Raw genomic sequence first — 22,029 nt, forward strand, 5'->3', positions numbered from 1 at the left:
CGAAGTCCGCCATGCGCATTTTCCTGCTCGCCCTCAGTCTGTTCCTGCCCATCGCCGCCAGCGCCGCGCCGGCGCCCTATTACCAATGGCAGAGCAAGCTGGACGGCACCATCATTTGCCGCCAGACCTCGCCAGGGGAAGGCTGGGAGCAGCTCGACGGCCGGCCCTTCCGCGATCTCAACTGCAGCATGCCGGCCGCGCGGGTCGACCGCCCGAGCAGCGTGCCGGGTTTCCGTCCGCAGCCGGGGCGTTAGAGCCGACGTCAGCCCGGAATCCGCTCCATGGTTCATGGCCGTAGGGTGGAAAACCGCGAAGCGTTTTCCACGCGTCGGAGGCCCTGCCCGACGTTTCGCCATGCAACGGACCCATGGTGGATAAGCTTCGCGTTATCCACCCTACGATCCCATCGCCATCGCCATCGCCATCGCCATCGCCATCGTAGGGTGGAAGACCGCGCAGCGTTTTCCAGGCGTTGCGAGCAGGCGGCTCGGTGTTTCGTCCGCTGCTGGACGATGGAAGCCGCAAGCTCGGTTTCTCTCCTAAGCGCTAGAGCGTCATCCCGTCGTATGCCAGGCATACGTTGTCCGGCAGTTCCCGTGACGCCTGCATGAACCAGGCATCCAGCTCGTGGCCGATATGGGTCAGCACGGCCTGCGCCGGTTGCAGCTCCTCGATGCTCTGCAATGCGCGGGTCAGGTCGTTGTGGTTACGCGGTGGCGTATCGCGCGGTGGTGTCGAGCAGTCCAGCACCAGCACGTCCAGCGCGGTGTCCTGCAGCAGTTCGCGCGTGCTGTCCGGCAGGCCGACGGTGTCGGTGAGGTAGGCGATGCAGCGGCTGTGACCTTCCAGCAGGTAACCGAAGGTGGGTTTCGAGTGCACCAGGGGCAGCGCGGTGACGCGCAGCGTGCCGAGCATGCGTTGTTCGAAGGCGGCGAATGGTTCGCTGAAATCGAGGATGCCGGGGTGTTTGTAGAGGTCGGCGAGGCCCTCTGCGTCGTCCGGGCCGAGCACCGGAATGTGCAGCCCGGTGCCCCAGCGCAGTTGCAGCAGGCCCTGGGCATGATCGGCGTGGTAATGGGTCTGCAGGATGCCGCTGAAGCTGCCCGGGGCGAAGCGCTCGCAGAGGTCCGGCAGGCCGCTGTCGAGCAGCCAGCGCTGGCCGCCACAGTCCACCAGCGCCGAGCAGGCACGGCGGCGGCGACTCGGGTCGAGCTGCGCGGCACGGCAGGCCGGACAGGCGCAGTTGTACACCGGCACCTGCGCGGCGCCGCCGGTGCCGAGCAGGGTCAGCCGCATTGGCGGTGCTCGTCGAGCAGCTGCAGCAGGCGCTCGACGCTGCGCTCCAGCGAGGCGGAATTGTCCAGGCGGATGTAGTCGTCCAGCTCGCCGCTGAACAGCGCGTTGCGCGCCAGGCGCGCCTCGATCTGCTCGGGCGTCTCCCGGCCGCGGGTCAGCAGGCGCTCGCGCAGCACGTCCTGTTCGACGGTCAGCAGCACCGCCAGCAGATCCGGGTAGCGCCTGCGCGCCTCGGGCAGATAACCTCGCGAGCCATTGACCAGCACATCCTCGCCGGCCGCCAGCCAGGCGTCGATTTCGGCCGGAATGCCATAGGCCAGCCCGTTGGCGCGCCAGCTGAGGGCAAAGGCCTGCTCGGCCTCCATGCGTTCGAACTGCTCGGCGCTCACCGAATGCGCGGCTTCACCGATGGCCTCGGCCGAGCGGGTGATGACCCGCCGGGCGATGCGCACGCCGCGCTCGGCGAGCGCTGCGCGTGCGGCGTCGAGCAGACTGTCCTTGCCGGCGCCGGATGGCCCGGTCAGGTAGATCAAACGGCCTTGCATGGGGTTACTCCCGATCATCGAAGCCAGCGCGGTGGCAGGCAGTATAGAGCCAGCCGCGCTACCCGCTGGCGCCTTGTCAGCTTTGCCGAAATACGCCATCAGAACACCCGCCGGCCCTGGCGCCAGACCTGGCCGATCACCGGCTGGCCCTTGTGCACCTGCGCCTGGACCAGGTCGGCGCGCAGCCCGACGGCGATCTCGCCGCGATCATCCAGCCCGGCCGCGCGTGCCGGCGCCAGGCTGATGGTGGCGATGGCGCGCGGCAGGTCGTAGCCGTTGTCCTGCTCGGCCAGGCCCAGCGCGGCTTGCAGCAGGCTGGCCGGGTAGTAGTCGCTGGAGAGGATGTCCAGCACGCCGCGTCGGGCCAGATCGGCAGCGGCGATATTGCCCGAGTGCGAGCCGCCGCGAACGATGTTCGGCGCGCCCATCAGCACCTTCAGCCCGCGCGCGTGGCTGGCCTCGGCGGCTTCGAAGGTGGTCGGGAATTCGGCGATGGCCATGCCGTAGTCCGCCGATTCGGTAACGTGCTCCAGGGTCGCATCGTCGTGGCTGGCCAGCGCCAGTTCGCGGCTGCGGCAGATGTCGACGATGGCGGCGCGCTGCTGGTCGCTGTGCCGCGCCGAGTTGGCCAGCTGCTCGCTGACGAAATGATCCATCTCCGCCGGGCTCAGGTGGTACTTGCCCATGTAGTACTCGCGGTACTTCTCCATGCGCGCGAACTGGCGCTGGCCCGGCGCGTGATCCATCACCGAGACCAGCTGCACCAGCGGCTGCTCGACCAGCTCGCGGAACAGCTCCAGGCACTGCGGGTGGCTGACTTCGCAGCGCAGGTGCAGGCGGTGTTCGGCGCGGGTCTGCCCGGCCGCCTCGGCCTCGGCGATGGCCTCGAGCATCACCCCGAGCTGCTGCATGCGCTTGCCCTTGGGATTGATATCGCCGATCGACAGCGCATCGAACACCGTAGTGATGCCGGCGGCGACGATCTGTGCGTCATGGGTCAGCACCGCCGAGGCGGACGGCCAGTCCACGCCCGGACGCGGGCTCATGTGCTTTTCCAGGTTGTCGGTGTGCAGTTCCACCAGCCCCGGCAGCAGAAGATCGCCGCCCAGGTCCTGGGCCTGCGGCAGGCTGCTGGCGCCTTCGCTGATGTCGGCGATCAGGCCATCGCGGATCAGCAGGCTGCCGTGGAACACCTGATCGGCCAGCACCAGTCGGGCGTTGCTGAGTATCTGTTCAGCTGGCATGGGCCAGGTCCTCCTGCGTCATGTCCAGGTAACGGTCGGCGACTGCCTCGCGGATCGCGCGGTCGTGGAAGATGCCGATCAGCGCGCTGCCGGCCGCCTTGGCTTCGTCGATCAGTTCCAGCACCACGGCGGCGTTGGCTTCGTCCAGCGAGGCGGTGGGTTCGTCGAGCAGCATCACCGGCCAGCTCACCATGAAGCCGCGCGCGAGGTTGACGCGCTGCTGCTCGCCGCCGGAAAAGGTGCCGGGGGCCAGCTGCCAGAGCCGCTCGGGAATATTCAGCCGGGTCAGCAGCGCCTTGGCCCGCGCCTCGGCATCGGCACGGCTCCAGCCGCGCGCCAGCGCCGGTTCCATCACCACCTCCAGCGCCGGCACCCGCGGGATCACCCGCAGGAACTGGCTGACATAGCCCAGCGTCTGCCGGCGCACCGCGAGTACTTGGCGCGGTTCGGCGCCGACCAGCTCCAGCCAGTCGCCGGCATGGCGGATACGGATGCTGCCGCCGGCGGGCAGGTAGTTGCCGTACAGCGTGCGCAGCAGGGTCGACTTGCCGGCGCCGGACTGGCCGTGCAGCACCAGGCACTCGCCGGCGGCGACGGTGAAGTTCAGCCCGCGCAGCACCTGCAGGCTGACGCCGTGCTGCTGGTGCAGGGTGAAGGTCTTGGCGAGGTCACGGACCTCGATCAGCGTGTTCATGGCGGATTCCTTCATGGCTGCAGCACCGAGGACACCAGCAGCTGCGTATAGGGATGCTGCGGGTCGTCGAGGATCTGGTCGGTCAGACCGGACTCCACCACCCGCGAACGGCGCATCACCATCAGCCGGTCGGCCAGGAGGCGCGCCACGGCGAGGTCGTGGGTCACGATCACCACCGCCAGGTCCAGCTCGCGCACCAGCCCGCGCAAGAGGTCGAGCAGACGTGCCTGCACCGACACATCGAGGCCGCCGGTGGGTTCGTCCATGAACACCAGCTTCGGGCTGGAAACCAGGTTGCGGGCGATCTGCAGGCGCTGCTGCATGCCACCGGAGAAGGTCCGCGGCAGGTCGTCGATGCGCGCCGGGTCGATCTCCACCTGTTGCAGCCAGTCCAGCCCGGCGGCGCGCAGCTGACCGTAATGCCTGACGCCCTGGGCCATCAGCCGCTCGCCGATGTTGGCGCCGGCGGAAACGCCCATGCGCAGGCCGTCGCGCGGGTTCTGTTCGACGAAGCCCCATTCGGTGCGCAGCAGCGTGCGCCGCTCGGCCTCGCTGGCGGCGTAGAGGTCGAGCCAGTCGCCGGCACCATCGCGGTACTGCACGCTGCCGCGATCCGGCGGGCAGCGGCCGCAGAGCAGCGAGAGCAGGGTGGACTTGCCCGAGCCGGACTCGCCGACGATGCCCAGCACTTCGCCGGGGTAGAGGTCGAAGGAAACGCCCTGGCAGCCCTTGTCCGGGCCGTACAGGCGGGTCAGGTCGCGCACCGCGAACAGCGGCTCGGTGCCGACGCTCGTGGCGGGCAGCAGTTGTTCGGCGGCGCTCATGGGTGGCTCTCCTGTTGCTGGGCGCGCTGCGCGCAATAGTCGGTATCCGAGCAGACGAACTGCTTGCTGCCGGCGTCGTCGACGATCAGTTCGTCGAGGTAGGAATCGCCGCTGCCACAGATGGCGCAGCACTGTTCCCACTGCTGGATCTGGAAGGGGTGATCCTCGAAATCCAGGCTGACCACGCGGGTGTACGGCGGCACGGCGTAGAGGCGCTTCTCGCGGCCGGCGCCGAACAGCATCAGCGCCGGGCTGCGGTCCAGCTTGGGGTTGTCGAATTTGGGAATCGGCGAGGGGTCCATTACGTAGCGCTCGTCCACCGTCACCGGGTAGGCGTAGCTGGTGGCGATGTGGCCGAAGGTGGCGATGTCCTCGTAGAGCTTCACGTGCATCACGCCGTAGTCGCCCAGCGCGTGCATGGTGCGCGTCTCGGTTTCCGAGGGTTCGATGAAGCGCAAGGGCTCGGGGATCGGCACCTGATAGACCATGATCTGCCCGGCGGCGAGCGGGGTTTCCGGGATGCGGTGGCGAGTCTGGATCACCGTCGCCGCGGGTGTGCGTTCGGTGGTGGCGACCCCGGCGGTGCGGGCGAAGAAGCGGCGGATCGACACCGCGTTGGTGGTGTCGTCGGCGCCCTGGTCGATCACCTTGAGCACGTCGTCGGCGCCGAGAATGGCCGCGGTCAGCTGCATGCCGCCGGTGCCCCAACCATAGGGCAGCGGCATCTCGCGGCCACCGAAGGGCACCTGATAACCGGGAATGGCGACCGCCTTGAGCAGTGCGCGGCGGATCATGCGCTTGGTCTGCTCGTCGAGGTAGGCGAAGTTGTAGCCCGCATCGCTGGCGGGAATGGCCTGGGCATTCATGCGCGTTTCTCCTTCGCTGGCGTTTCAGCGAGCGCTTCGGTCGGCTCGGCCTGCGGCTGGCGCAGCTTGCGGATCAGCTCCAGCTCGGACTGGAAGTCGACGTAGTGCGGCAGTTTCAGGTGCGAGACGAAGCCGGCGGCCTCGACGTTGTCGCAGTGCATCAGGACGAATTCCTCCTGCTGCGCCGGCCCCTGCACCTCCTCGCCGTACTCGCCGGCACGCAGCGCGCGGTCGACCAGCGCCATGCCCATCGCCTTGCGCTCGGCATAACCGAAGGCCAGGCCGTAGCCGCGGGTGAACTGCGCCTGCTCGGCGCTCTCGCCGACGAACTGGTTGACCATCTCGCACTCGGTCAGCTCGATCTCGCCGAGGCAGACCGGGAAACCCAGCTCCTGCGGCTCGATCCAGACCTCGGCGGTGCCGATGCGAATCTCGCCGGCGAACGGGTGGTTGCGGCCGTAGCCGCGCTGGGTCGAATAGCCCAGTGCCAGGAGAAAGCCCTCGTCGCCGCGCGCCAGTGCCTGCAGGCGTTCGGCGCGGCTGCAGGGCAGCTCCAGCGGCTCGCGGGTGAGGTCCGGCACCGGCTCGCCGCGGTCGATTTCCGGCGTCATCAGGCCTTCCTCGCCGAGCAGGCCGAGTACTCGCGGGCAGTTGCTCAGCGTGGTGTTTTCATCCATCGGCGGGCCGGGGTGTTGGCCTTCGGCGAGCAGGGCGAAATCGAGCAGGCGGTGGGTGTAGTCGAAGGTCGGGCCGAGCAGCTGGCCGCCGGGCACGTCCTTGAAGGTCGCCGAGATGCGCCGGCTGAGCTGCATGGCGCCGGTGTCCAGCGGCAGGCTTTCGGCGAAGCGCGGCAGCGTGGTGCGGTAGGCGCGCAAGAGGAAGATCGCCTCGACCAGATCGCCGGCGGCCTGCTTGATCGCCAGCGCGGCGAGCTCCTCGTCATACAGCGAGCCTTCGCTCATCACCCGCGCCACGGCGAGCGGCAGCTGCTGGCGGATCTGCTCGACGCCGAGTTCGGCGATGCCGGTATCGCCGCGGCGCTTCTTCGCCAGCAGCGCGTGGGCGTTGTCGATGGCCTGTTCGCCACCCTTGACTGCGACGTACATCAGGCCACCTCCTGCAGCGAATCGCCGATGCGGGTGCTGCGCGGCAGGCCGAGCACTTCGCCTTCGGCGCAGAACAGCGCGTCCAGCCCGCGCGGGAAGTCGTTGCGTGCGGCGCGCTGCTGCCAGAACGCCGGCTTCAGCGGCAGACCGACCAGGCGGCTACCGTCGATGCCCGGGCCCTGCCAGCTCAGCGCCGGGCCGCGGTCGAGACGGTCGAGCTGGACCAAGAGCGTGCAGGACTGGTCCGGGTAGCGCTCGCTGCCGGCGTAGAAGCCGGAGAGGTCGTCCAGGGCGGCGGCATCAAGCAGGGCGAACATCGCCTCCTCGCGTGCCTCGACGATCGGACAGCCGCAGTGGAAGGCCAGGTTGGCGCGGATCGCCGGGGTGTCGAAGGCCGGCGCCAGCCACAGCGGTGTGTCGTTATCCAGCAGGCTCAGGCACAGCGCGTAGCCGGCGGCCTGCAGCGGCTCGATGGCGGCGACGCTGACCAGCGGCTGGCGCGTGCCCGGCTCGGCCAGGGCCTTGAGCGCGGCGCGAAAGCTCTTCTGTGCATCCAGCACCGGGTCGGCGAAGGCGGCCTGCAACAGGTCGGATGGGGCGCGATTCATCAGTCTTCTCCTCGCAGCAGCGTGAAGAACTCCACGCGGGTAGTGGCGGTTTCGGCAGCCTTTTGCGCGGCGCGGCGGGCCTGCGCGGCGGCCAGCGGTTCGATCAGCTCGGCGAGCCAGCGGCTCTGTTGCGGGCCTTGCAGGTGGGCGTCGGCGAGCGCGGCGAGCTCGGCCTGGCGCTTGTCGCGGCCGGCGCGGTAGCTGTAGCCGGTGCTGCCGTCGGCCAGGCGCACCACGCAGCGGGTGACGCTCATCTCGCCGAGGTTGAACGGCGCGCCGGTGCCGCCCATGCGGCCGCGCACCAGGGTCATGCCGATTTCCGCGGGACGGATCAGCTGGTAGGCGCAGTCGCGCAGGGCGCTCTCGAAAGGCGCCAGGTCGGTGGCGCTGGCGCGGGCCAGCACGGCCATCCAGCGCTGGCGCGGGGATTGTTCGCGGGTGTGCATGGGGTTCTCCATCAGGTGGCGACCTGGTACTGGAAGCGGTCGGAACGGCTGGCCGAGAGGGCGATCTCCACCGGTCGCCCGGCGGCATCGCAGGACAGGGTGAATACCGACAGCAGCGGCATGCGCAGGGGCATCAGCAGCTGTGCGGCCTCGTCGCGATCGGCCAGGCGTGCGCCGATCAGGCTGAAACGGCGCGTCAGCGGCAGGCCGCGTTCGCCGAGGTAGCGGCGCAGCGAACCGCCCTGGTAGTCGGCGAGCCGTTCGGCGTGGCTGGCGCAGTAGCGGTGGCGGATCAGGCTGACCGGCTCGCCGTCGAGCAGGCGCAGGGTGCTCAGCTCGATCAGCGCGGCGCCCTCGGCCAGTTGCAGGTGGCGCGCTTCCTCGGCGCTGGCGCTGAGCTGACGGCGCGCGAGCAGGCGCGCCTCGGTACGCAAGCCGAGGGCGGCCAGCGATTCGCTGTAGGCGCTGTCGGCCTGCAGCGGATACACCAGCGGGCGCTGCAGCACCTGGGTGCCCTTGCCCTGGCGGCGCAGCAGGCGGCCTTCCTGGACCAGCTCGTCGACGGCACGGCGCAGGGTGTGGCGGTTGACCGCGAAGCGCCGCGCCAGCTGCATCTCGCCGGGGAGGAAGTCGCCGATGCGGTAGTGGCGCAGCTCGCCACGCAGCACCTGGGCCAGTTCGAGGTAGAGCGGTTCACTGGGTTGTCTAGACAACTGCATGGTGTTTTCGAGAGGCGCACAGCGCCTCGCTCCGTCAGATGAAGAGCTTGCGCAGGCGCTGGGAGAGCAGGTCGATCAGGCTCACCACGGCGATGATGATCAGCAGCAGGGCGGCGGTCTGGCCGAACTGGAAACCGCGGATGGCTTCCCAGAGGATCACGCCGATGCCACCGGCGCCGACCATGCCGACCACCGTGGCCGAGCGCACGTTGGATTCGAAGCGGTACAGCGAGTAGGAAATCCACAGCGGCAGCACCTGCGGAATCACCCCGAAGATGACTTCCTGCAGCGCACTGGCGCCGGTGGCACGCACGCCTTCCACCGGGCCCGGCTCGATGGCTTCCACCGCTTCGGCGAACAGCTTGGCGAGCACGCCGGTGGTGCTGATCCACAGCGCCAGCACGCCGGCGAACGGGCCGAGGCCGACGGCGACGACGAAGAGCATGGCGAAGACCATCTCGTTGATCGACCGGCAGGCGTCCATCAGCCGGCGCACCGGCTGGTAGACCCACCAGGGCACGATGTTCTCGGAGCTGAGAATGCCCAGCGGGATGGCGCAGACGATCGCCAGCAGGGTGCCCCAGAGGGCGATGTGCACCGTGGTGACCATCTCCTTGAGGTACAGCTGCCAGTTGCTGAAGTCCGGCGGGAAGAAGTCGGCGGCAAAGGTCGCCATGTTGGCGCTGTCGCGGATCAGTAGCAGCGGATTCATCTCCGCGCCTTGCCAGGACCAGGCCAGCACGGCCAGGCACAGGCCCCAGCCGAGCAGGCGCAGCCAGCTGCGCTTGTCGTTGCCCGCCAGTGGCGGTGTGGTGCTCAGAGTGGTCATGTTCGGTTCTCACAAACGACACGGACGGGGGCGTGGCGCCGCAGCGCCACGCCCGGCGTTACTCAGCTGGCCTTGGCGGCGGCGTTCTTCTGCTCGCGCTCGGCCATGCGCTGCTCCAGCTTGGCCAGCTCCTGGTCGATGCTCTGCAGTTGCGCCTGGCGATCGCTGTCGGAGAGCTTGCTGTCGGCGGCGACTTCGCTGCGCTTCTTGAACAGTTCCAGCTGGCGGATCGGCAGCAGCTGGTCGTTGTCCGAGGCGCGGAACGGTGCCCACTGCAGCGCGGCGAGAATTTCCTTCTCGGCCGGCTTGGCGCCGTAGCTCATGAAGAACTCGCGCAGCCTGTTCTTCTGCTCGTCGCTCAGGTTCTTGCGCCAGACCAGCGGGTCGGCCGGGATCAGCGGCGAGGTCCAGACGATCTTCAGTTGCGCGGCCTTGTCCGGCGCGGTGATCTCCAGGCGCTCCATGCCTTCGCTGTTGAAGGTGCCGACATCGACCTGCTTGTTCGCCACCGACAGCGCGTTCACTTCGTGGCTGCCGTTGAGGCTGCGCTTGAAGGCCTGGCTGGCGTCGACCTTGTTCTTGGCGAACACGTAATAGCCGGGCACCAGATAGCCGGAGGTGGAGTTCGGGTCGCCGTTGGCGAAGGTCAGGCTCTTGGCGTTCTTCAGCACGTCCTCGACGGAGTTCAGGGCGCTGTCCTTGTGCACGATCAGATGGCTGTAGTAGCCCGGGCTGCCGTTGGCCGCGACGGTCTGGGCGAAGATTTCGCCGCCGGCGCGATCCACCGCTTCCATCGCCGACTTGTTGCCGTACCAGGCCAGATCGACCTTGTCGAAGCGCATGCCCTGGATGACCCCGGCGTAATCGGGGGCGAAGAAGGCCTTCACCTCGTAGCCGGTCTGCTTGCTCATGTCGGCGAGGAAGGGTTCCCAGACGCTGCGCAGGTTCTGCGAGGACTCGGTGGAAATGATGCCGAAGGTGATGGTCTCGGCGGCTTGAGCGGTGCCGGCGAGGGCACCGGCCAGCAGCGTGGAAGCGGCGAGAGCACGACTGAAGCGTTTCAACATGGAGGTCACTCCTTGGGTGTGGCGTTGGTTGTCGGGTGGCGTGGGGCTCAGCCGTTGACCAGCTGCAACGACCGCGGCTCTGCATTGCGGGCGCGGTCGGAGAACAGCAGGCTGGCGTCCAGATCGGCGCCGTAGAGGTCGTTGAGCAGGCGGTCGCTGAGCGCCGCCGAGGGGCCGTCGTAATGGATGCGCCCGCCCTTGAGCGCCACGGCGCGGGAGCAGTAGCGCAGGGCGTAATCGACCTGATGCAGGGTCACCACCACGGTCTTGCCGTCCTGGCGGTTGATGTCGGCGAGGATTTCCATGACCTTGCGCGCCGACTCCGGGTCGAGCGAGGCGATGGGTTCGTCGGCGAGGATCACCTCGGCCTGCTGGGTCAGCGCACGGGCGATCGCCACCCGCTGCTGCTGGCCGCCGGAGAGCGTCGAGGCGCGCTGCGCGGCGCGCTCGGCGAGGCCGACGCGCTCCAGTGCGGCCATGGCCTGGCGCTTCTGCTCGTCGCTGAACATGCCCAGCGATCCGCGCCAGCGCGGCATGCGGCCGAGAAAGCCGAGCAGGACGTTGTCCAGCACGCTGAGGCGGGTGACCAGGTTGAACTGCTGGAAGATGTAGCCGATGTCGGCGCGCAGGCGGCGCACCTCGCCATGCAGACGGCCGGTGGCCTGTACCTCGCGGCCGAGCACCTCGATGCGCCCGCCGGCGGAGCGGTCGCAGCAGGCCAGTCCGGCCAGGTGGCGCAACAGCGTGGACTTGCCGGAACCGGACGCGCCGATCAGCGCAACCATCTCGCCCGGCTGTATCGCCAGGCCCAGGTCGAACAGCGCCTGCTTGCCGGCGAAGGTCTTGTTCAGTCGCTCGACTCGAATAGCCGCATTCATGTCTTGCCCTCTCGTCTGCGCGGCCGGGGAGGTCGGCCAACTTGTCTAGACGAGAAGGTAGTCAGGCTCTGTTGCAGTCCCGCTAAGCGTCCGTGAACCTGCGATGACCATTCGGTGAAGTTTCGATGGTCAGCGCAGCGGCGGCCGGCTGGCGCGCGATCAGCGCACGCGGCGCTTTGCCTTCGCGGCGCGCGCCCCTAAGCTGGTCAGCGAGCTGCCGCGTCGCCTACACGACGGTCGGGCCTGTCAGAAAAGAGGAAGAGCATGAAACAGAAGATCGTATTCATCACCGGCGCCACCTCCGGCTTTGGCCGCGCCACTGCCCGCCGCTTCGCCGAGGCCGGCTGGGCGCTGGTGCTCACCGGGCGGCGCAGCGAGCGCCTGGAAGAGCTGCAGAGCGAGCTGTCGGCGAAGGTGCCGGTGCATATCGCCACCCTCGACGTGCGCCATGCCGGCGCGGTGACGGAGGTGGTCGAGCAGCTGCCCGCCGAGTTCCGTCAGATCGATTGCCTGGTCAACAACGCCGGCCTGGCGCTGGCGCCGCAGCCCGCGCAAAAGGTTGATCTGGCCGATTGGCACACCATGATCGATACCAACATCACCGGCCTGGTCAACGTCACCCATGCCTTGCTGCCGACGCTGATCGCCACCGGCAAGGGTGCCAGCATCGTCAACATCGGCTCGGTGGCCGGCCACTGGCCGTATCCGGGTGGCCACGTCTACGGCGCGACCAAGGCTTTCGTCGAGCAGTTCGGCTATAACCTGCGCTGCGACCTGCTCGGCACCGGCGTGCGCGTCACCGACATCGCCCCGGGCATGGCCGAGACCGAGTTCACCCTGGTCCGCACCAAGGGCGATCAGGACGCCAGCGACCGGCTGTACCGCGGCACCACGCCGCTGACCGCCGAGGACATCGCCGAGCAGATCTTCTACGTCGCCACCCTGCCGGATCACATCAACATCAACCGCCTGGAAGTGATGCCGACGCGCCAGGCCTGGTCGCCGTTCAATATCGATCGCGACAAGTAATCGGCTCCAGGAGGCGTGGCGTGCAACGCGCCGCGCCTGCTGCATCCCCAGCAAACCGGCCGTCCAGACATATCGTTAACCCAAACGTAACGATTGCGTCCGCTGCTTGATTGATGACCCTTCGGTCACGTCCCTACTGTGCGCTCCACAAGCGGAAAAACTGTGGAGTCGCCATGACAACAACAATCTCCCCACCGCCGCAGTGGTCGCGTCGTCGCGCTGAAAAAGCCCGGCGTCTCGATCAGGTGCGCAGCCTCGCCGATGGCGTGGTGCTGCCCAGCGAGCGGATCGTCGAGGCCCTGGAACTGCTGATCGCCCCCGGTGATCGCGTGGTGCTCGAGGGCAACAACCAGAAGCAGGCGGACTTCCTCTCCCGCTCCCTGGCCAAGGCCGACCCCGGCAAGCTGCACGACCTGCACATGATCATGCCGAGCGTCAGCCGCGCCGAGCACCTGGATCTGTTCGAGCGGCAGATCGCACGCAAACTGGACTTCTCCTTCGCCGGTCCGCAGAGCCTGCGCATCAGCCAGCTCCTTGAAGACGGCCTGCTGGAAGTCGGCGCCATCCACACTTACATCGAACTCTATTCGCGCCTCTTGGTGGACCTGATCCCCAACGTTGCGCTGGTCGCCGGCTTTCAGGCCGACCGCCACGGCAACATCTACACCGGGCCGAGCACCGAGGATACCCCGGCGCTGGTCGAGCCGACCGCCTTCAGCGACGGCATCGTGATCTTCCAGGTCAACGAAATCGTCGACGAGCTGCCGCGGGTGGACATTCCGGCGAGCTGGGTCGACTTCGTCGTGGTGGCCGACAAGCCGTTCTATATCGAGCCGCTGTTCACCCGCGACCCGCGCCACATCAAGCCGGTGCACGTGCTGATGGCGATGATGGCGATCCGCGGCATCTACGAAAAACACAACGTGCAGTCGCTCAACCACGGCATCGGTTTCAACACCGCCGCCATCGAGCTGATCCTGCCGACCTACGGTGAATCGCTGGGCCTGAAAGGCAAGATCTGCCGCAACTGGACGCTCAACCCGCACCCGACGCTGATCCCGGCGATTGAGACCGGCTGGGTCGAGAGCGTGCATTGCTTCGGCACCGAGCTGGGTATGGAGAACTACATCGCCCAGCGCCCGGACGTGTTCTTCACCGGCCGCGACGGCTCGATGCGTTCGAACCGCATGATGTGCCAGCTGGCCGGGCAATACGCGGTGGACCTGTTTATCGGTGCCACCCTGCAGGTCGATGGTGATGGGCATTCCTCCACCGTCACCCGCGGCCGCCTGGCCGGTTTCGGCGGTGCGCCGAACATGGGCCACGACCCGCGCGGTCGCCGTCACCCGACACCCGCCTGGCTGGACATGGCCATGCCCGGCGGCGAAGCCCCGGTGACCCTGCTCGAGCGCGGCAAGAAGCTCGTGGTGCAGATGGTCGAGACCTTCCAGGAAGGCGGCAAACCCACCTTCGTCGAGCAGCTCGATGCGGTGGAGGTGGCGAAGAAGAGCGGCATGCCGCTGGCGCCCATCATGATCTACGGCGATGACGTCACCCATCTGCTTACCGAGGAAGGCATCGCCTACCTGTACAAGGCCCGCTCGCTGGAAGAGCGCCAGGCGATGATCGCCGCGGTGGCCGGCGTCACCAGCATCGGCCTGCGGCACAACCCGAAGGACACCGAGCGCATGCGCCGCGAAGGGCTGATCGCGCTACCGGAAGACCTCGGCATCCGCCGCAACGACGCCAGCCGCGAGCTGCTCGCCGCCAAGAGCATCGCCGAGCTGGTCGACTGGTCCGGCGGCCTCTACAGCCCGCCTGCCAAGTTCAGGAGCTGGTGATGAGCGCACTCATTGCAAGACAGGCGCCGTCCGCGGCCGAGCGCCTGGCCGATCTGGCGGTGCAGGCGCTGGTCGACGAGGCCGATCTGTCGCCCAAGCCGGGGCTGGTCGACCGGCGCGGCAGTGGCGCGCACAGCGATCTGCATCTGGGGCTGATGCACGCCTCGGCGCAGTCGCTGTGGCCGGCCTTTGCCGCCATGGCCGATGCGGCGCGGAGCGAAGGTCGGGTCAGCCAGGCGCTGCGTGAAACCCTCGGCCAACTGGGCCGCGACGGTGAAGCGGAGATGCTGCGCGTCACCGCCGGGGTCAATACCCATCGCGGCGCGATCTGGGCGCTGGGGCTGCTCAGCGCGGCGGCGATGCTGGAAAGCGGCGCCTCGGCTGGCGGGATCGCCGCCAGCGCGGCCGCCCTGGCGCGGCTGGACGATCCGGCTGCACCGCATAACCCGGACAGCCATGGCGCGCGGGTCTGCCGTCGCTACGGCGTGCTCGGCGCCCGCGAACAGGCCCAACACGGCTTTCCCGCGGTCATCGTGCACGGCTTGCCGCAGCTGCTGGCCAGTCGCCGCGCCGGCGCCGGCGAGCAGAACGCCAGGCTCGATGCACTGCTGGCGATCATGAGCAGCCTGACCGACACCTGCGTGCTGCATCGCGCCGGTCTTGAAGGGCTGACCAGCATGCAGGCCGGTGCCCGCGCCGTGCTCGAAGCCGGTGGTGCCGCCAGCCTCGCCGGCCGTCGCCAGCTGCGCCTGCTTGATCGCGACATGCTCGCCCTCAACGCCTCGCCGGGCGGCGCCGCCGACCTCCTGGCCGCCACCCTTTTCCTCGACCGCATGGCGCAGCATGCGCCGGCGCCGACTGGGAGCAACTGAACATGGAAACCCTGTCTTTCGAATTCGCCGCCGGGCAACCCGCCCGTGGCAAGGCCCTGGTCGGCGTGGTCGGCTCGGGCGATCTGGAAGTGCTGCTGGAGCCCGGCCAGGCCGGCAAGCTGGCGATCCAGGTAGTCACCTCGGTCAATGGTGCCGAGCAACGCTGGAAGAGCCTGTTCGAGCGGATGTTCCGCGAGCAGACGCCACCAGCATTGAACATCGATATTCACGATTTTGGGGCCACACCCGGCGTAGTGCGTCTGCGCCTGGAGCAGGGACTGGAGGAGGTCGGCCATGACTGATGTGTCCGCTAACACCGTGGCCCGTTTACTCGAGTCGCGCAGCTTCGTCGAACTTGGTGCCCGCCAGCGTGCCCGCGCGCTGCTGGACGAAGGCAGCTTCCGCGAACTGCTCGATCCGTTCGATCGCGTTACCTCGCCCTGGCTGCCCAAGCAGGGCATCGTCACCCAGGCCGACGACGGCGTGGTGGTGGCCAAAGGCACCATAGACGGCCAGCCAGCGGTGATCGCCGCCATCGAAGGCGCCTTCCAGGGCGGCAGCATGGGCGAGGTCGGCGGCGCGAAAATCGCTGGCGCGCTGGAACTGGCTGCTGAAGACAACCGCAACGGCATCCCGACCCGCGCCGTGCTCCTGCTGGAAACCGGTGGCGTGCGCCTGCAGGAAGCTAACCTGGGCCTGGCCGCCATCGCCGAGATCCAGGCGGCCATCGTCGAGCTGCGCGACTACCAGCCGGTGATCGGCGTGGTCGCCGGTTCCGTCGGCTGCTTCGGCGGCATGTCCATCGCCGCCGGGCTGTGCAGCTATCTGGTCGTCACCCGCGAGGCCCGCGTCGGTCTCAACGGTCCGCAGGTGATCGAGCAGGAAGCCGGGCTCGACGAGTACGACTCGCGTGACCGTCCGTTCATTTGGAGCCTGACCGGCGGCGAGCAGCGCTACGCCTCGGGTCTGGTGGACGCCTACGTCGCCGACGACACCGATGCCATCCGCGCGCAGCTGCACGAGCTGTTCGCACTCGGCAAGCCGCTGCAGCCGCGCAGCCGCCGCTACGCCTGGTTCCTCCAACGGCTGGCTGACGTCGATACCCGCACGCAGCTCGATGCTGCCGCCGTGCGTGCCCTCTACGAAGGAGATGTCCAATGAGCCGTGGACTGAACTGGTTGCAAGCCCTGGCCGGCGGTCAGGTACTGGCGGGCTATCCGGCCTCGGTAAAGGTGGTCGATGGCACCCTCGGTGATCGTACCGCCCGCTATATCGCCGTGGTGCCGGATGCCGAGAATCCCTTCCCGCGCGCGCGCAACGGCGAGGTCGGCCTGCTCGAAGGCTGGGCGCTGGGCCAGGCGCTGGACGAGGTGATCGCCGCCGATCGCGACAAGGCGGACAAGCGTGTGGTGGTCGCCGTGGTCGACGTGCCGAGCCAGGCCTACGGCCGTCGCGAAGAGGCGCTGGGCATTCATCAGGCGCTGGCCGGTGCGGTGGACGGCTATGCCCGTGCGCGGCTGGCCGGGCATCCGGTGATCGCGCTGCTGGTGGGCAAGGCCATGTCTGGTGCCTTTCTCGCGCACGGCTATCAGGCCCAGCGGATCATCGCCCTGCGCGATCCGGGCGTGATGGTGCATGCCATGGGCAAGGCCGCCGCGGCGCGCATCACCCTGCGCAGCGTCGAGGAGCTGGAAGCCTTGGCCGAATCAGTGCCGCCAATGGCTTACGACATCGACAACTACGCGACCCTCGGCCTGCTCTGGGAAACCCTTTCGGTGGACAGCATCGAGCAGCCCTCGGCGGACGACCTGCAGCGGGTGCGCGACTGCCTGAACAAGGCGGTGGCGGACATCGGCGGCAGCAGCGACCTGCGCGGCCGTCTGGGCGCGTCGAATCGCGAGGCGTCGTCGCGGGTGCGCGAGCTGTTGCGCGCGCAGTGGTAGCGAACACCTGAGCGGCCGTATCCGCCGAACCCATCAGCGACTCGACAACAACAATCACGAGGAGGCTGTAGATGCACGACACTCCCCGCCCCCACGACCTGCTCTGGGGCATGCGTCCCGAGCAGCTGCCGGCCGATGCGCCCGCCTGGGCGGTCGCTGTGCTCGCCGCTGGCCAGCCGGTGGTGGTGCGGCGTGCGCGTGTGGCTGCCGGCCTGGTTGCGGTCGGGTTGCGGGGGGCGACGCGTGATCAACGCCTGGCCGCGCTGATGCCGGTCGAGGCGATCAGTCATCGGCTGGCGCCGGAAGATCTGCTTGCTCGACAGGCCAGTGAGGATCTGCCGGTGTTCCGCGTGCTCGCCGAGCTACGCCCCTTGCTCGATGCGCTGGGCCACGCCTGGGGCGTCACCGGATCGGCCGGTTTTCAACTCGCCACCGGGCTGCCGACGGCGCACCCGGACAGCGATCTCGATCTGCTGCTCAGAACCGAACATCCGCTGCCACGCAGCGAGGCGCGCCCGTTGCTGCAGCTGCTGGAACGCCGCGCCTGCCGCGTCGACCTGCAGCTGGAGACCCCGCTGGGCGGTGTGGCGCTCAGGGAATGGGCCGGTGACGGCGCGCGGGTGCTGGTCAAGACCGCGGATGGCCCCCGGCTGGTTGGCGATCCCTGGCAAGCGGAGCGTGCGGCATGAGCAGCCTGTTCGCCTTTCCCGGCCAGGGCGCGCAGAAACCCGGCATGCTCCAGCGCCTGCCGCAGGAGCCCGAAGTGCACGAATGCCTGACGCAAGCCAGTGCGGTGCTGGGTGAGGATGCGCTGCTGCTCAATTCGGCCGACGCGTTGCAATCGACCCGTGCCGTGCAGCTTTGCCTGCTGATTGCCGGTGTCGCCGGAGCGCGGCTGCTGATGCGTGATGGCCAGCGGCCGGACTATGTCGCCGGGCTGTCCATCGGTGCCTACGCCGCGGCGGTGGTCGCCGGGGCGCTGGACTATCGCGATGCGGTGCGACTGGTTGCGCTGCGTGGCGAGCTGATGCAGCGGGCCTACCCGCACGGCTACGGCATGACCGCCATCCTCGGCCTGTCGCTGGGCACGGTCGAGGGCCTGCTGGCGGAGGCCAGGGAGCCCGCCTACCTGGCCAATATCAACGCCGACAACCAGCTCGTCATCGCCGGCAGCGACGCCGCCATGGCCGCAGTCGCCGCCCGCGCCAAGGCTCTCGGCGCCTCCTGTGCGCGGCGCCTGGCGATGAGCGTGCCCTCGCATTGCGCGCTGCTCGAGCAGCCGGCGCGTGAGCTGGCCGAAGCCTTCGCCGACGTCAGCCTGCGCGCTCCGCAAGCTCGCTATCTGAGCAGCTCGTCCGCACGCCCGATATTCGATATCGAGCGCCTGCGCGACGATCTGGCCTTCAACATGTGCCGCGTCGTCGACTGGCACGGCACCCTGCGCACCGCCTACGAACGCGGTGTGCGTCTGCATATCGAACTGCCCCCGGGCTCGGTACTGACCGGCCTGGCACGACGGGTTTTCGAACAGGGTACGCTGGCCGCATTCGACGGCGCCCGGCTCGACACACTGGACGCCTTGCTGCGTCAGGAGGGCAGCCAGAGCCGATAGACCGCGTGCACATTCAGCGCGAGCAAGCCTTACTCGCGGCTGATCGATGGATAAAAACAACTACCTCGACAACACGCGCCAAGCCCTCTGCAGGCGGCGTAACCAAAAAGGACAAGAACAATGATCATCTTTGGTGTGGCCTTCCTGGCCTTGTGTACCCTCACCGGCATTTTCGCCGGCGAGCTGCTGGGCAAGCTGCTGGGCGTACCGGCAAACGTCGGCGGCGTGGGTATCGCCATGGTCCTGCTGATCCTGCTCGGCAGCTACCTGAAGAAGCGCGGCCTGTTCAACATGGAGACCGAACAGGGGGTGAAATTCTGGAGTGCCGTATACATTCCGATCGTGGTCGCGATGGCGGCGCAACAGAACGTCTACGGCGCCCTCAGCGGCGGCCCGATGGCCATTCTCGCCGGTGTGGCGGCTGTCGCCGTGGCCTTCGCGCTGGTGCCGGTGCTCGACCGGATCGGCAGAAAAAAGCTTGAAGCCGATGAAGCCAAGCCACTGACCACGGAGGGTTGATCCATGTACGAATCTCTGATGAAAGTGATCTCCGGCTACGGCCTGATCAGCGGCTTCGCCATCATCGGCGCGACCATGTGGATCTCCTACTGGCTGTCGGACAAGCTCACCAAGGGCCGCCTGCACGGCTCGGCGGTCGCCATCCTCATCGGCCTGTTGCTGTCGTACATCGGCGGCGTGGTGACCGGCGGGCAGAAGGGCCTGGTGGATATCGCGTTGTTCTCCGGCATCGGCCTGCTCGGCGGCGCCATGCTGCGTGACTTCGCCATCGTCGCCACCGGTTTCGGCGTCAGCGTCGAGGAGCTCAAGCGCGCCGGTCTGGTGGGCGTGCTCGCGCTGTTCGTCGGCGTGTTCTCCTCCTTCATCGCCGGCGTCGCGGTGGCCATGGCGTTCGGCTACACCGACGCGGTCAGCCTGACCACCATCGGCACGGGCGCTGTGACCTACATCGTCGGCCCGGTAACCGGCGCGGCGATTGGTGCGAGTTCAGAGGTCATGGCGCTGTCTATCGCTGCCGGTCTGGTCAAGGCAATCCTGGTGATGATCGCGACGCCGTTCGTGGCGCCGATGATCGGCCTGAACAACCCCCGTGCGGCGGTGATCTTCGGCGGTCTGATCGGTACCTCCAGCGGTGTGGCCGGCGGCCTGGCGGCCACCGATGCCCGCCTGGTGCCTTACGGCTGCCTGACCGCGGCTTTCTACACCGCGCTGGGCTGCCTGCTCGGACCATCGCTGCTGTTCTTCGTCATGCGCGGATTGTTGGGCTGAGCCGACCCCCGCTGTAGTTCCCCGCCATACGCAGCGCGCCCGTCAGGGCGCGTTTGCGTTCATCAAGGAATGCCGAAAGATGAACTCTCTCAAGGTCAGCCACAAACTGGCCCTTGGCTTCGCCGCCGTTCTGGCACTGACCATCGCCGTCGCACTGATCGGTATCTATGGCATGGATGCATTGATCTCTCGCAGCGACAAGGCGCAGAGCGCAGCCAGGCTGCTCGACGAGGCCAATCGCATCCGTTACGCCCAGATCAGCTTCGAGACCCGTGGCGATCCCCGTCATGTGGAAGCGGTCGAGCAGTCGGTGGCCCGGGTCGTCGAGCTGGTGCAGGAGCAGAAGGCTGAATTCAGCGATCCGCAGGACCTGCAGCGCCTGGACGCCATCGCCAGTGAGGCCCAGCACTACCGCCAGCGCTTTCTCGAGCTGGCCGGACTCTGGGAACGCAAGGTGAAGACGCGCAGCAGCTGGGTCGCGGCCGGCAACACGTCCGATGCACTGATCGCCGAGCTGGAGGCGCGCTGGGCCGGCACGCCGGACGCACCGGTCATGCATGAGGATCCGCGTAGCGCAGCCATCGGCCTGCAGGCCGGTGAAGTTTCCAAGCACAACCGCATGGTGCGCTTCATGGTGCGCGGCTACCTGATGACCGAGACCGAGCAGTCGCTGCAGCAATTGCAGCAACAGTTCAGCACGCTGCAGGCGGCGGTGGACAGGCTGGATGCCCAGCTGGCCGGTACCCCCGGCGTCGATCTGCAGCCTCTGCGTGACTCGGTGGCGACCTATATCCGCCAGTTCGGCCAGCTGCCACCAATCGTCGCCGCCCAGGCGCAGGCGCGCGAAGAAATGCAGAGCATCTTCGACAGCATCTACCGCAACACCAGCGAAATCGTGCAGACCCAGACCGACAAGCGCAGCGCCGAAGCCGGGCAGAAAAAGGCGCTGCTGCTGGCAATCACGCTGCTGGCGGTGGCGCTGGGATTGCTGATCAGCTGGCTTATCGTGCGTCAGCTGACGCAACCGCTGGCCCAGGCCGTGGCGATCGCCGCGCGCATCGGTGCAGGCGACATGACCGAGCAGCCGCGGCAGCGGCGCAGCGACGAGTTCGGCCAGCTACTCGATGCGCTGGACCGCACCCGGGACAATCTGCGTGACCTGATCGGCCGCATGAGCGGCATCACCGGCCAGCTGGCCAGCGCGGCGGAGGAGCTTTCGGCGGTGACCGAACAGACCAGCGCGGGCATCCAGAGCCAGCGCCTGGAAACCGATCAGGTCGCCACCGCCATGCACGAGATGGCCGCGACCGTGCAGGAGGTGGCGCGCAATGCCGACGAGGCGTCCAGCGCCGCACAGCATGCCGACCGCCAGGCGGCGCAGGGTGATGTGGTGGTGCAGCGGGCCCTGACGCAGATCGACCGCCTGTCCTCCCAGGTCGGGCTGTCGGCCGAGGCAATGGCGCAGCTGAACCAGGAAACGGCGGGCATCAGCACCGTGCTCACGGTGATCAACGGCATTGCCGAACAGACCAACCTGCTCGCCCTCAATGCCGCCATCGAGGCGGCCCGCGCTGGTGACGCCGGTCGCGGTTTCGCCGTGGTGGCCGACGAGGTGCGCGGCCTGGCGTTGCGCACCCAGCAGTCGACGGCGCAGATCGAGGAGCTGATCGGCAATCTGCAGAAGGGCGCGCTGCATGCCTCGTCGCTGATGGACAGCAGCCGCGGCCTGGCCGATGAGACGGTCAGGCTGGCGCGTGATGTCGGCGACGAGTTGCAGGCCATTACCCGCACGATCTCGACCATCCAGGCCATGAACATGCAGATCGCTACGGCGTCGGAAGAGCAGAGTTCGGTGGCCGAAGACATCAACCGCAGCGTGCTCAGCGTGCGCGATGTGGCCGAGCAGTCGGCCGCCGCCGCGCAGCAGACCGCGGCCTCGACGGTGCAGCTGGCGCGGCTTGGCAGCGAGCTGCAGGAGCTGACCGCGCGCTTCCAGGTCTGAAGCGATCCGCACAGCCGGTGCGGGGTGCGGGGTGCGGGGTGCGATCTGCTGCGCCCTTGCCCGGCCTCTCGTCTCCTCGGCCCAACGTCGGGGGTTACAGCGGTAGGTTTTTCTGGCAGGGTGTCTCTGCGATTGTGTGACGATTTGCCACAGCTGGCGGTCGACGCGAATCGATGTGATTGCGGGAGAGACTGCCGCATGGCAGCGCCGAAGGAGCAACCGCCCCGGAAACTCTCAGGCAAAAGGACCGCTATCACTGCTGACACTCTGAAGAGCCGCCCGGTTTTCGTCGCCGGGCGCACCGAAGGAGCAAGCGAGCCG

General features: G+C 68.0%; 25 protein-coding genes and 1 riboswitch. Of the genes, 12 read left to right on the top strand and 13 right to left on the bottom strand.

Annotated elements, in window-relative coordinates:
- Window positions 1-11 precede the first annotated feature (11 nt).
- Entirely contained in the window at window positions 12-254 is a 243-nt protein-coding gene (locus LLJ08_RS00420) for a hypothetical protein (RefSeq protein WP_015275114.1), read from the top strand.
- A gap of 292 nt (window positions 255-546) precedes the next feature.
- Here LLJ08_RS00420 and phnP read toward each other — a convergent pair whose 3' ends face one another.
- The 13 genes from phnP to phnC form a co-directional block, all read right to left on the bottom strand.
- Entirely contained in the window at window positions 547-1,296 is a 750-nt protein-coding gene (phnP, locus tag LLJ08_RS00425) for a phosphonate metabolism protein PhnP (protein WP_014818568.1), read from the bottom strand.
- On the bottom strand, window positions 1,287-1,841 hold the full coding sequence (phnN, locus tag LLJ08_RS00430) for a phosphonate metabolism protein/1,5-bisphosphokinase (PRPP-forming) PhnN (RefSeq protein ID WP_014818569.1): 555 nt from the start codon (window positions 1,839-1,841) through the stop codon (window positions 1,287-1,289). The genes phnP and phnN overlap by 10 nt, the downstream gene beginning before the upstream one ends.
- 98 nt (window positions 1,842-1,939) lie before the next feature.
- Window positions 1,940-3,085 (bottom strand): alpha-D-ribose 1-methylphosphonate 5-triphosphate diphosphatase, encoded by a 1,146-nt coding sequence (locus tag LLJ08_RS00435; RefSeq protein WP_228207933.1) that lies wholly within the window; start codon window positions 3,083-3,085, stop codon window positions 1,940-1,942.
- Complete coding sequence (gene phnL / locus LLJ08_RS00440; RefSeq protein ID WP_041013862.1) at window positions 3,075-3,779, bottom strand: phosphonate C-P lyase system protein PhnL; 705 nt, start codon at window positions 3,777-3,779, stop codon at window positions 3,075-3,077. The genes LLJ08_RS00435 and phnL overlap by 11 nt, the downstream gene beginning before the upstream one ends.
- An 11-nt stretch (window positions 3,780-3,790) precedes the next feature.
- Entirely contained in the window at window positions 3,791-4,603 is an 813-nt protein-coding gene (gene phnK / locus LLJ08_RS00445; RefSeq protein WP_041013863.1) for a phosphonate C-P lyase system protein PhnK, read from the bottom strand.
- A complete protein-coding gene (locus LLJ08_RS00450) occupies window positions 4,600-5,469 on the bottom strand; it encodes an alpha-D-ribose 1-methylphosphonate 5-phosphate C-P-lyase PhnJ (RefSeq protein ID WP_228207934.1) in 870 nt (289 codons plus the stop codon). Before LLJ08_RS00450 ends, phnK begins: the two co-directional genes overlap by 4 nt.
- Window positions 5,466-6,575 (bottom strand): carbon-phosphorus lyase complex subunit, encoded by a 1,110-nt coding sequence (locus LLJ08_RS00455; protein ID WP_228207935.1) that lies wholly within the window; start codon window positions 6,573-6,575, stop codon window positions 5,466-5,468. The genes LLJ08_RS00450 and LLJ08_RS00455 overlap by 4 nt, the downstream gene beginning before the upstream one ends.
- A complete protein-coding gene (gene phnH, locus LLJ08_RS00460; RefSeq protein ID WP_228207936.1) occupies window positions 6,575-7,183 on the bottom strand; it encodes a phosphonate C-P lyase system protein PhnH in 609 nt (202 codons plus the stop codon). The genes LLJ08_RS00455 and phnH overlap by 1 nt, the downstream gene beginning before the upstream one ends.
- A complete protein-coding gene (phnG, locus tag LLJ08_RS00465; protein ID WP_228207937.1) occupies window positions 7,183-7,629 on the bottom strand; it encodes a phosphonate C-P lyase system protein PhnG in 447 nt (148 codons plus the stop codon). The genes phnH and phnG overlap by 1 nt, the downstream gene beginning before the upstream one ends.
- Window positions 7,630-7,640: 11 nt before the next feature.
- Window positions 7,641-8,348, bottom strand: a complete 708-nt coding sequence (gene phnF / locus LLJ08_RS00470) for a phosphonate metabolism transcriptional regulator PhnF (RefSeq protein WP_228207938.1) — start codon at window positions 8,346-8,348, stop codon at window positions 7,641-7,643.
- Between the two features lie 34 nt (window positions 8,349-8,382).
- Window positions 8,383-9,177 (bottom strand): phosphonate ABC transporter, permease protein PhnE, encoded by a 795-nt coding sequence (gene phnE / locus LLJ08_RS00475; RefSeq protein ID WP_003303859.1) that lies wholly within the window; start codon window positions 9,175-9,177, stop codon window positions 8,383-8,385.
- 62 nt (window positions 9,178-9,239) lie between these two features.
- Entirely contained in the window at window positions 9,240-10,244 is a 1,005-nt protein-coding gene (gene phnD / locus LLJ08_RS00480; RefSeq protein WP_228207939.1) for a phosphonate ABC transporter substrate-binding protein, read from the bottom strand.
- A gap of 47 nt (window positions 10,245-10,291) precedes the next feature.
- Window positions 10,292-11,122 (bottom strand): phosphonate ABC transporter ATP-binding protein, encoded by an 831-nt coding sequence (gene phnC / locus LLJ08_RS00485; protein WP_014818580.1) that lies wholly within the window; start codon window positions 11,120-11,122, stop codon window positions 10,292-10,294.
- 264 nt (window positions 11,123-11,386) lie between these two features.
- Between phnC and LLJ08_RS00490 the strand changes: the two genes are divergently transcribed.
- The 11 genes from LLJ08_RS00490 (at window position 11,387) to LLJ08_RS00540 (ending at window position 21,708) form a co-directional block, all read left to right on the top strand.
- Window positions 11,387-12,151, top strand: a complete 765-nt coding sequence (locus LLJ08_RS00490; RefSeq protein ID WP_042925826.1) for an SDR family oxidoreductase — start codon at window positions 11,387-11,389, stop codon at window positions 12,149-12,151.
- A gap of 173 nt (window positions 12,152-12,324) precedes the next feature.
- Entirely contained in the window at window positions 12,325-13,992 is a 1,668-nt protein-coding gene (mdcA, locus tag LLJ08_RS00495; protein ID WP_228207940.1) for a malonate decarboxylase subunit alpha, read from the top strand.
- Window positions 13,992-14,864, top strand: coding sequence for a triphosphoribosyl-dephospho-CoA synthase (locus LLJ08_RS00500; protein WP_228207941.1), 873 nt, complete (start codon window positions 13,992-13,994; stop codon window positions 14,862-14,864). Before mdcA ends, LLJ08_RS00500 begins: the two co-directional genes overlap by 1 nt.
- A gap of 2 nt (window positions 14,865-14,866) precedes the next feature.
- A complete protein-coding gene (locus tag LLJ08_RS00505) occupies window positions 14,867-15,166 on the top strand; it encodes a malonate decarboxylase subunit delta (protein WP_003281886.1) in 300 nt (99 codons plus the stop codon).
- Complete coding sequence (locus LLJ08_RS00510; protein WP_228207942.1) at window positions 15,159-16,025, top strand: biotin-independent malonate decarboxylase subunit beta; 867 nt, start codon at window positions 15,159-15,161, stop codon at window positions 16,023-16,025. Before LLJ08_RS00505 ends, LLJ08_RS00510 begins: the two co-directional genes overlap by 8 nt.
- Window positions 16,022-16,807, top strand: coding sequence for a biotin-independent malonate decarboxylase subunit gamma (gene mdcE, locus LLJ08_RS00515; protein ID WP_228207943.1), 786 nt, complete (start codon window positions 16,022-16,024; stop codon window positions 16,805-16,807). Before LLJ08_RS00510 ends, mdcE begins: the two co-directional genes overlap by 4 nt.
- Window positions 16,808-16,878: 71 nt before the next feature.
- Window positions 16,879-17,496 (top strand): malonate decarboxylase holo-ACP synthase, encoded by a 618-nt coding sequence (locus LLJ08_RS00520; RefSeq protein ID WP_228207944.1) that lies wholly within the window; start codon window positions 16,879-16,881, stop codon window positions 17,494-17,496.
- Window positions 17,493-18,419: a malonate decarboxylase subunit epsilon gene (gene mdcH / locus LLJ08_RS00525; RefSeq protein ID WP_228207945.1), complete on the top strand. Its 927-nt coding sequence runs from the start codon at window positions 17,493-17,495 to the stop codon at window positions 18,417-18,419. The genes LLJ08_RS00520 and mdcH overlap by 4 nt, the downstream gene beginning before the upstream one ends.
- Before the next feature lie 120 nt (window positions 18,420-18,539).
- On the top strand, window positions 18,540-18,938 hold the full coding sequence (gene madL, locus LLJ08_RS00530) for a malonate transporter subunit MadL (protein WP_014818589.1): 399 nt from the start codon (window positions 18,540-18,542) through the stop codon (window positions 18,936-18,938).
- Window positions 18,939-18,941: 3 nt separating this feature from the next.
- A complete protein-coding gene (madM, locus tag LLJ08_RS00535) occupies window positions 18,942-19,706 on the top strand; it encodes a malonate transporter subunit MadM (protein ID WP_101276791.1) in 765 nt (254 codons plus the stop codon).
- A gap of 79 nt (window positions 19,707-19,785) precedes the next feature.
- Window positions 19,786-21,708 (top strand): HAMP domain-containing methyl-accepting chemotaxis protein, encoded by a 1,923-nt coding sequence (locus LLJ08_RS00540; RefSeq protein WP_228207946.1) that lies wholly within the window; start codon window positions 19,786-19,788, stop codon window positions 21,706-21,708.
- A gap of 172 nt (window positions 21,709-21,880) precedes the next feature.
- A riboswitch (glycine riboswitch) is annotated at window positions 21,881-21,968 on the top strand.
- The last annotated feature ends 61 nt before the right edge of the window (window positions 21,969-22,029 follow it).

The sequence above is a fragment of the Stutzerimonas chloritidismutans genome, assembly GCF_020783375.1.
Taxonomy (GTDB): Bacteria; Pseudomonadota; Gammaproteobacteria; order Pseudomonadales; family Pseudomonadaceae; genus Stutzerimonas; species Stutzerimonas kunmingensis.

Bases quoted from the DNA above. Each gene is read 5' to 3' on its own strand.
- LLJ08_RS00420 (WP_015275114.1), top strand. From the start codon at position 12: ATGCGCATTTTCCTGCTCGCCCTCAGTCTGTTCCTGCCCATCGCCGCC.
- phnP (WP_014818568.1), bottom strand. From the start codon at position 1,296: ATGCGGCTGACCCTGCTCGGCACCGGCGGCGCCGCGCAGGTGCCGGTG.
- phnN (WP_014818569.1), bottom strand. From the start codon at position 1,841: ATGCAAGGCCGTTTGATCTACCTGACCGGGCCATCCGGCGCCGGCAAG.
- LLJ08_RS00435 (WP_228207933.1), bottom strand. From the start codon at position 3,085: ATGCCAGCTGAACAGATACTCAGCAACGCCCGACTGGTGCTGGCCGAT.
- phnL (WP_041013862.1), bottom strand. From the start codon at position 3,779: ATGAACACGCTGATCGAGGTCCGTGACCTCGCCAAGACCTTCACCCTG.
- phnK (WP_041013863.1), bottom strand. From the start codon at position 4,603: ATGAGCGCCGCCGAACAACTGCTGCCCGCCACGAGCGTCGGCACCGAG.
- LLJ08_RS00450 (WP_228207934.1), bottom strand. From the start codon at position 5,469: ATGAATGCCCAGGCCATTCCCGCCAGCGATGCGGGCTACAACTTCGCC.
- LLJ08_RS00455 (WP_228207935.1), bottom strand. From the start codon at position 6,575: ATGTACGTCGCAGTCAAGGGTGGCGAACAGGCCATCGACAACGCCCAC.
- phnH (WP_228207936.1), bottom strand. From the start codon at position 7,183: ATGAATCGCGCCCCATCCGACCTGTTGCAGGCCGCCTTCGCCGACCCG.
- phnG (WP_228207937.1), bottom strand. From the start codon at position 7,629: ATGCACACCCGCGAACAATCCCCGCGCCAGCGCTGGATGGCCGTGCTG.
- phnF (WP_228207938.1), bottom strand. From the start codon at position 8,348: ATGCAGTTGTCTAGACAACCCAGTGAACCGCTCTACCTCGAACTGGCC.
- phnE (WP_003303859.1), bottom strand. From the start codon at position 9,177: ATGACCACTCTGAGCACCACACCGCCACTGGCGGGCAACGACAAGCGC.
- phnD (WP_228207939.1), bottom strand. From the start codon at position 10,244: ATGTTGAAACGCTTCAGTCGTGCTCTCGCCGCTTCCACGCTGCTGGCC.
- phnC (WP_014818580.1), bottom strand. From the start codon at position 11,122: ATGAATGCGGCTATTCGAGTCGAGCGACTGAACAAGACCTTCGCCGGC.
- LLJ08_RS00490 (WP_042925826.1), top strand. From the start codon at position 11,387: ATGAAACAGAAGATCGTATTCATCACCGGCGCCACCTCCGGCTTTGGC.
- mdcA (WP_228207940.1), top strand. From the start codon at position 12,325: ATGACAACAACAATCTCCCCACCGCCGCAGTGGTCGCGTCGTCGCGCT.
- LLJ08_RS00500 (WP_228207941.1), top strand. From the start codon at position 13,992: ATGAGCGCACTCATTGCAAGACAGGCGCCGTCCGCGGCCGAGCGCCTG.
- LLJ08_RS00505 (WP_003281886.1), top strand. From the start codon at position 14,867: ATGGAAACCCTGTCTTTCGAATTCGCCGCCGGGCAACCCGCCCGTGGC.
- LLJ08_RS00510 (WP_228207942.1), top strand. From the start codon at position 15,159: ATGACTGATGTGTCCGCTAACACCGTGGCCCGTTTACTCGAGTCGCGC.
- mdcE (WP_228207943.1), top strand. From the start codon at position 16,022: ATGAGCCGTGGACTGAACTGGTTGCAAGCCCTGGCCGGCGGTCAGGTA.
- LLJ08_RS00520 (WP_228207944.1), top strand. From the start codon at position 16,879: ATGCACGACACTCCCCGCCCCCACGACCTGCTCTGGGGCATGCGTCCC.
- mdcH (WP_228207945.1), top strand. From the start codon at position 17,493: ATGAGCAGCCTGTTCGCCTTTCCCGGCCAGGGCGCGCAGAAACCCGGC.
- madL (WP_014818589.1), top strand. From the start codon at position 18,540: ATGATCATCTTTGGTGTGGCCTTCCTGGCCTTGTGTACCCTCACCGGC.
- madM (WP_101276791.1), top strand. From the start codon at position 18,942: ATGTACGAATCTCTGATGAAAGTGATCTCCGGCTACGGCCTGATCAGC.
- LLJ08_RS00540 (WP_228207946.1), top strand. From the start codon at position 19,786: ATGAACTCTCTCAAGGTCAGCCACAAACTGGCCCTTGGCTTCGCCGCC.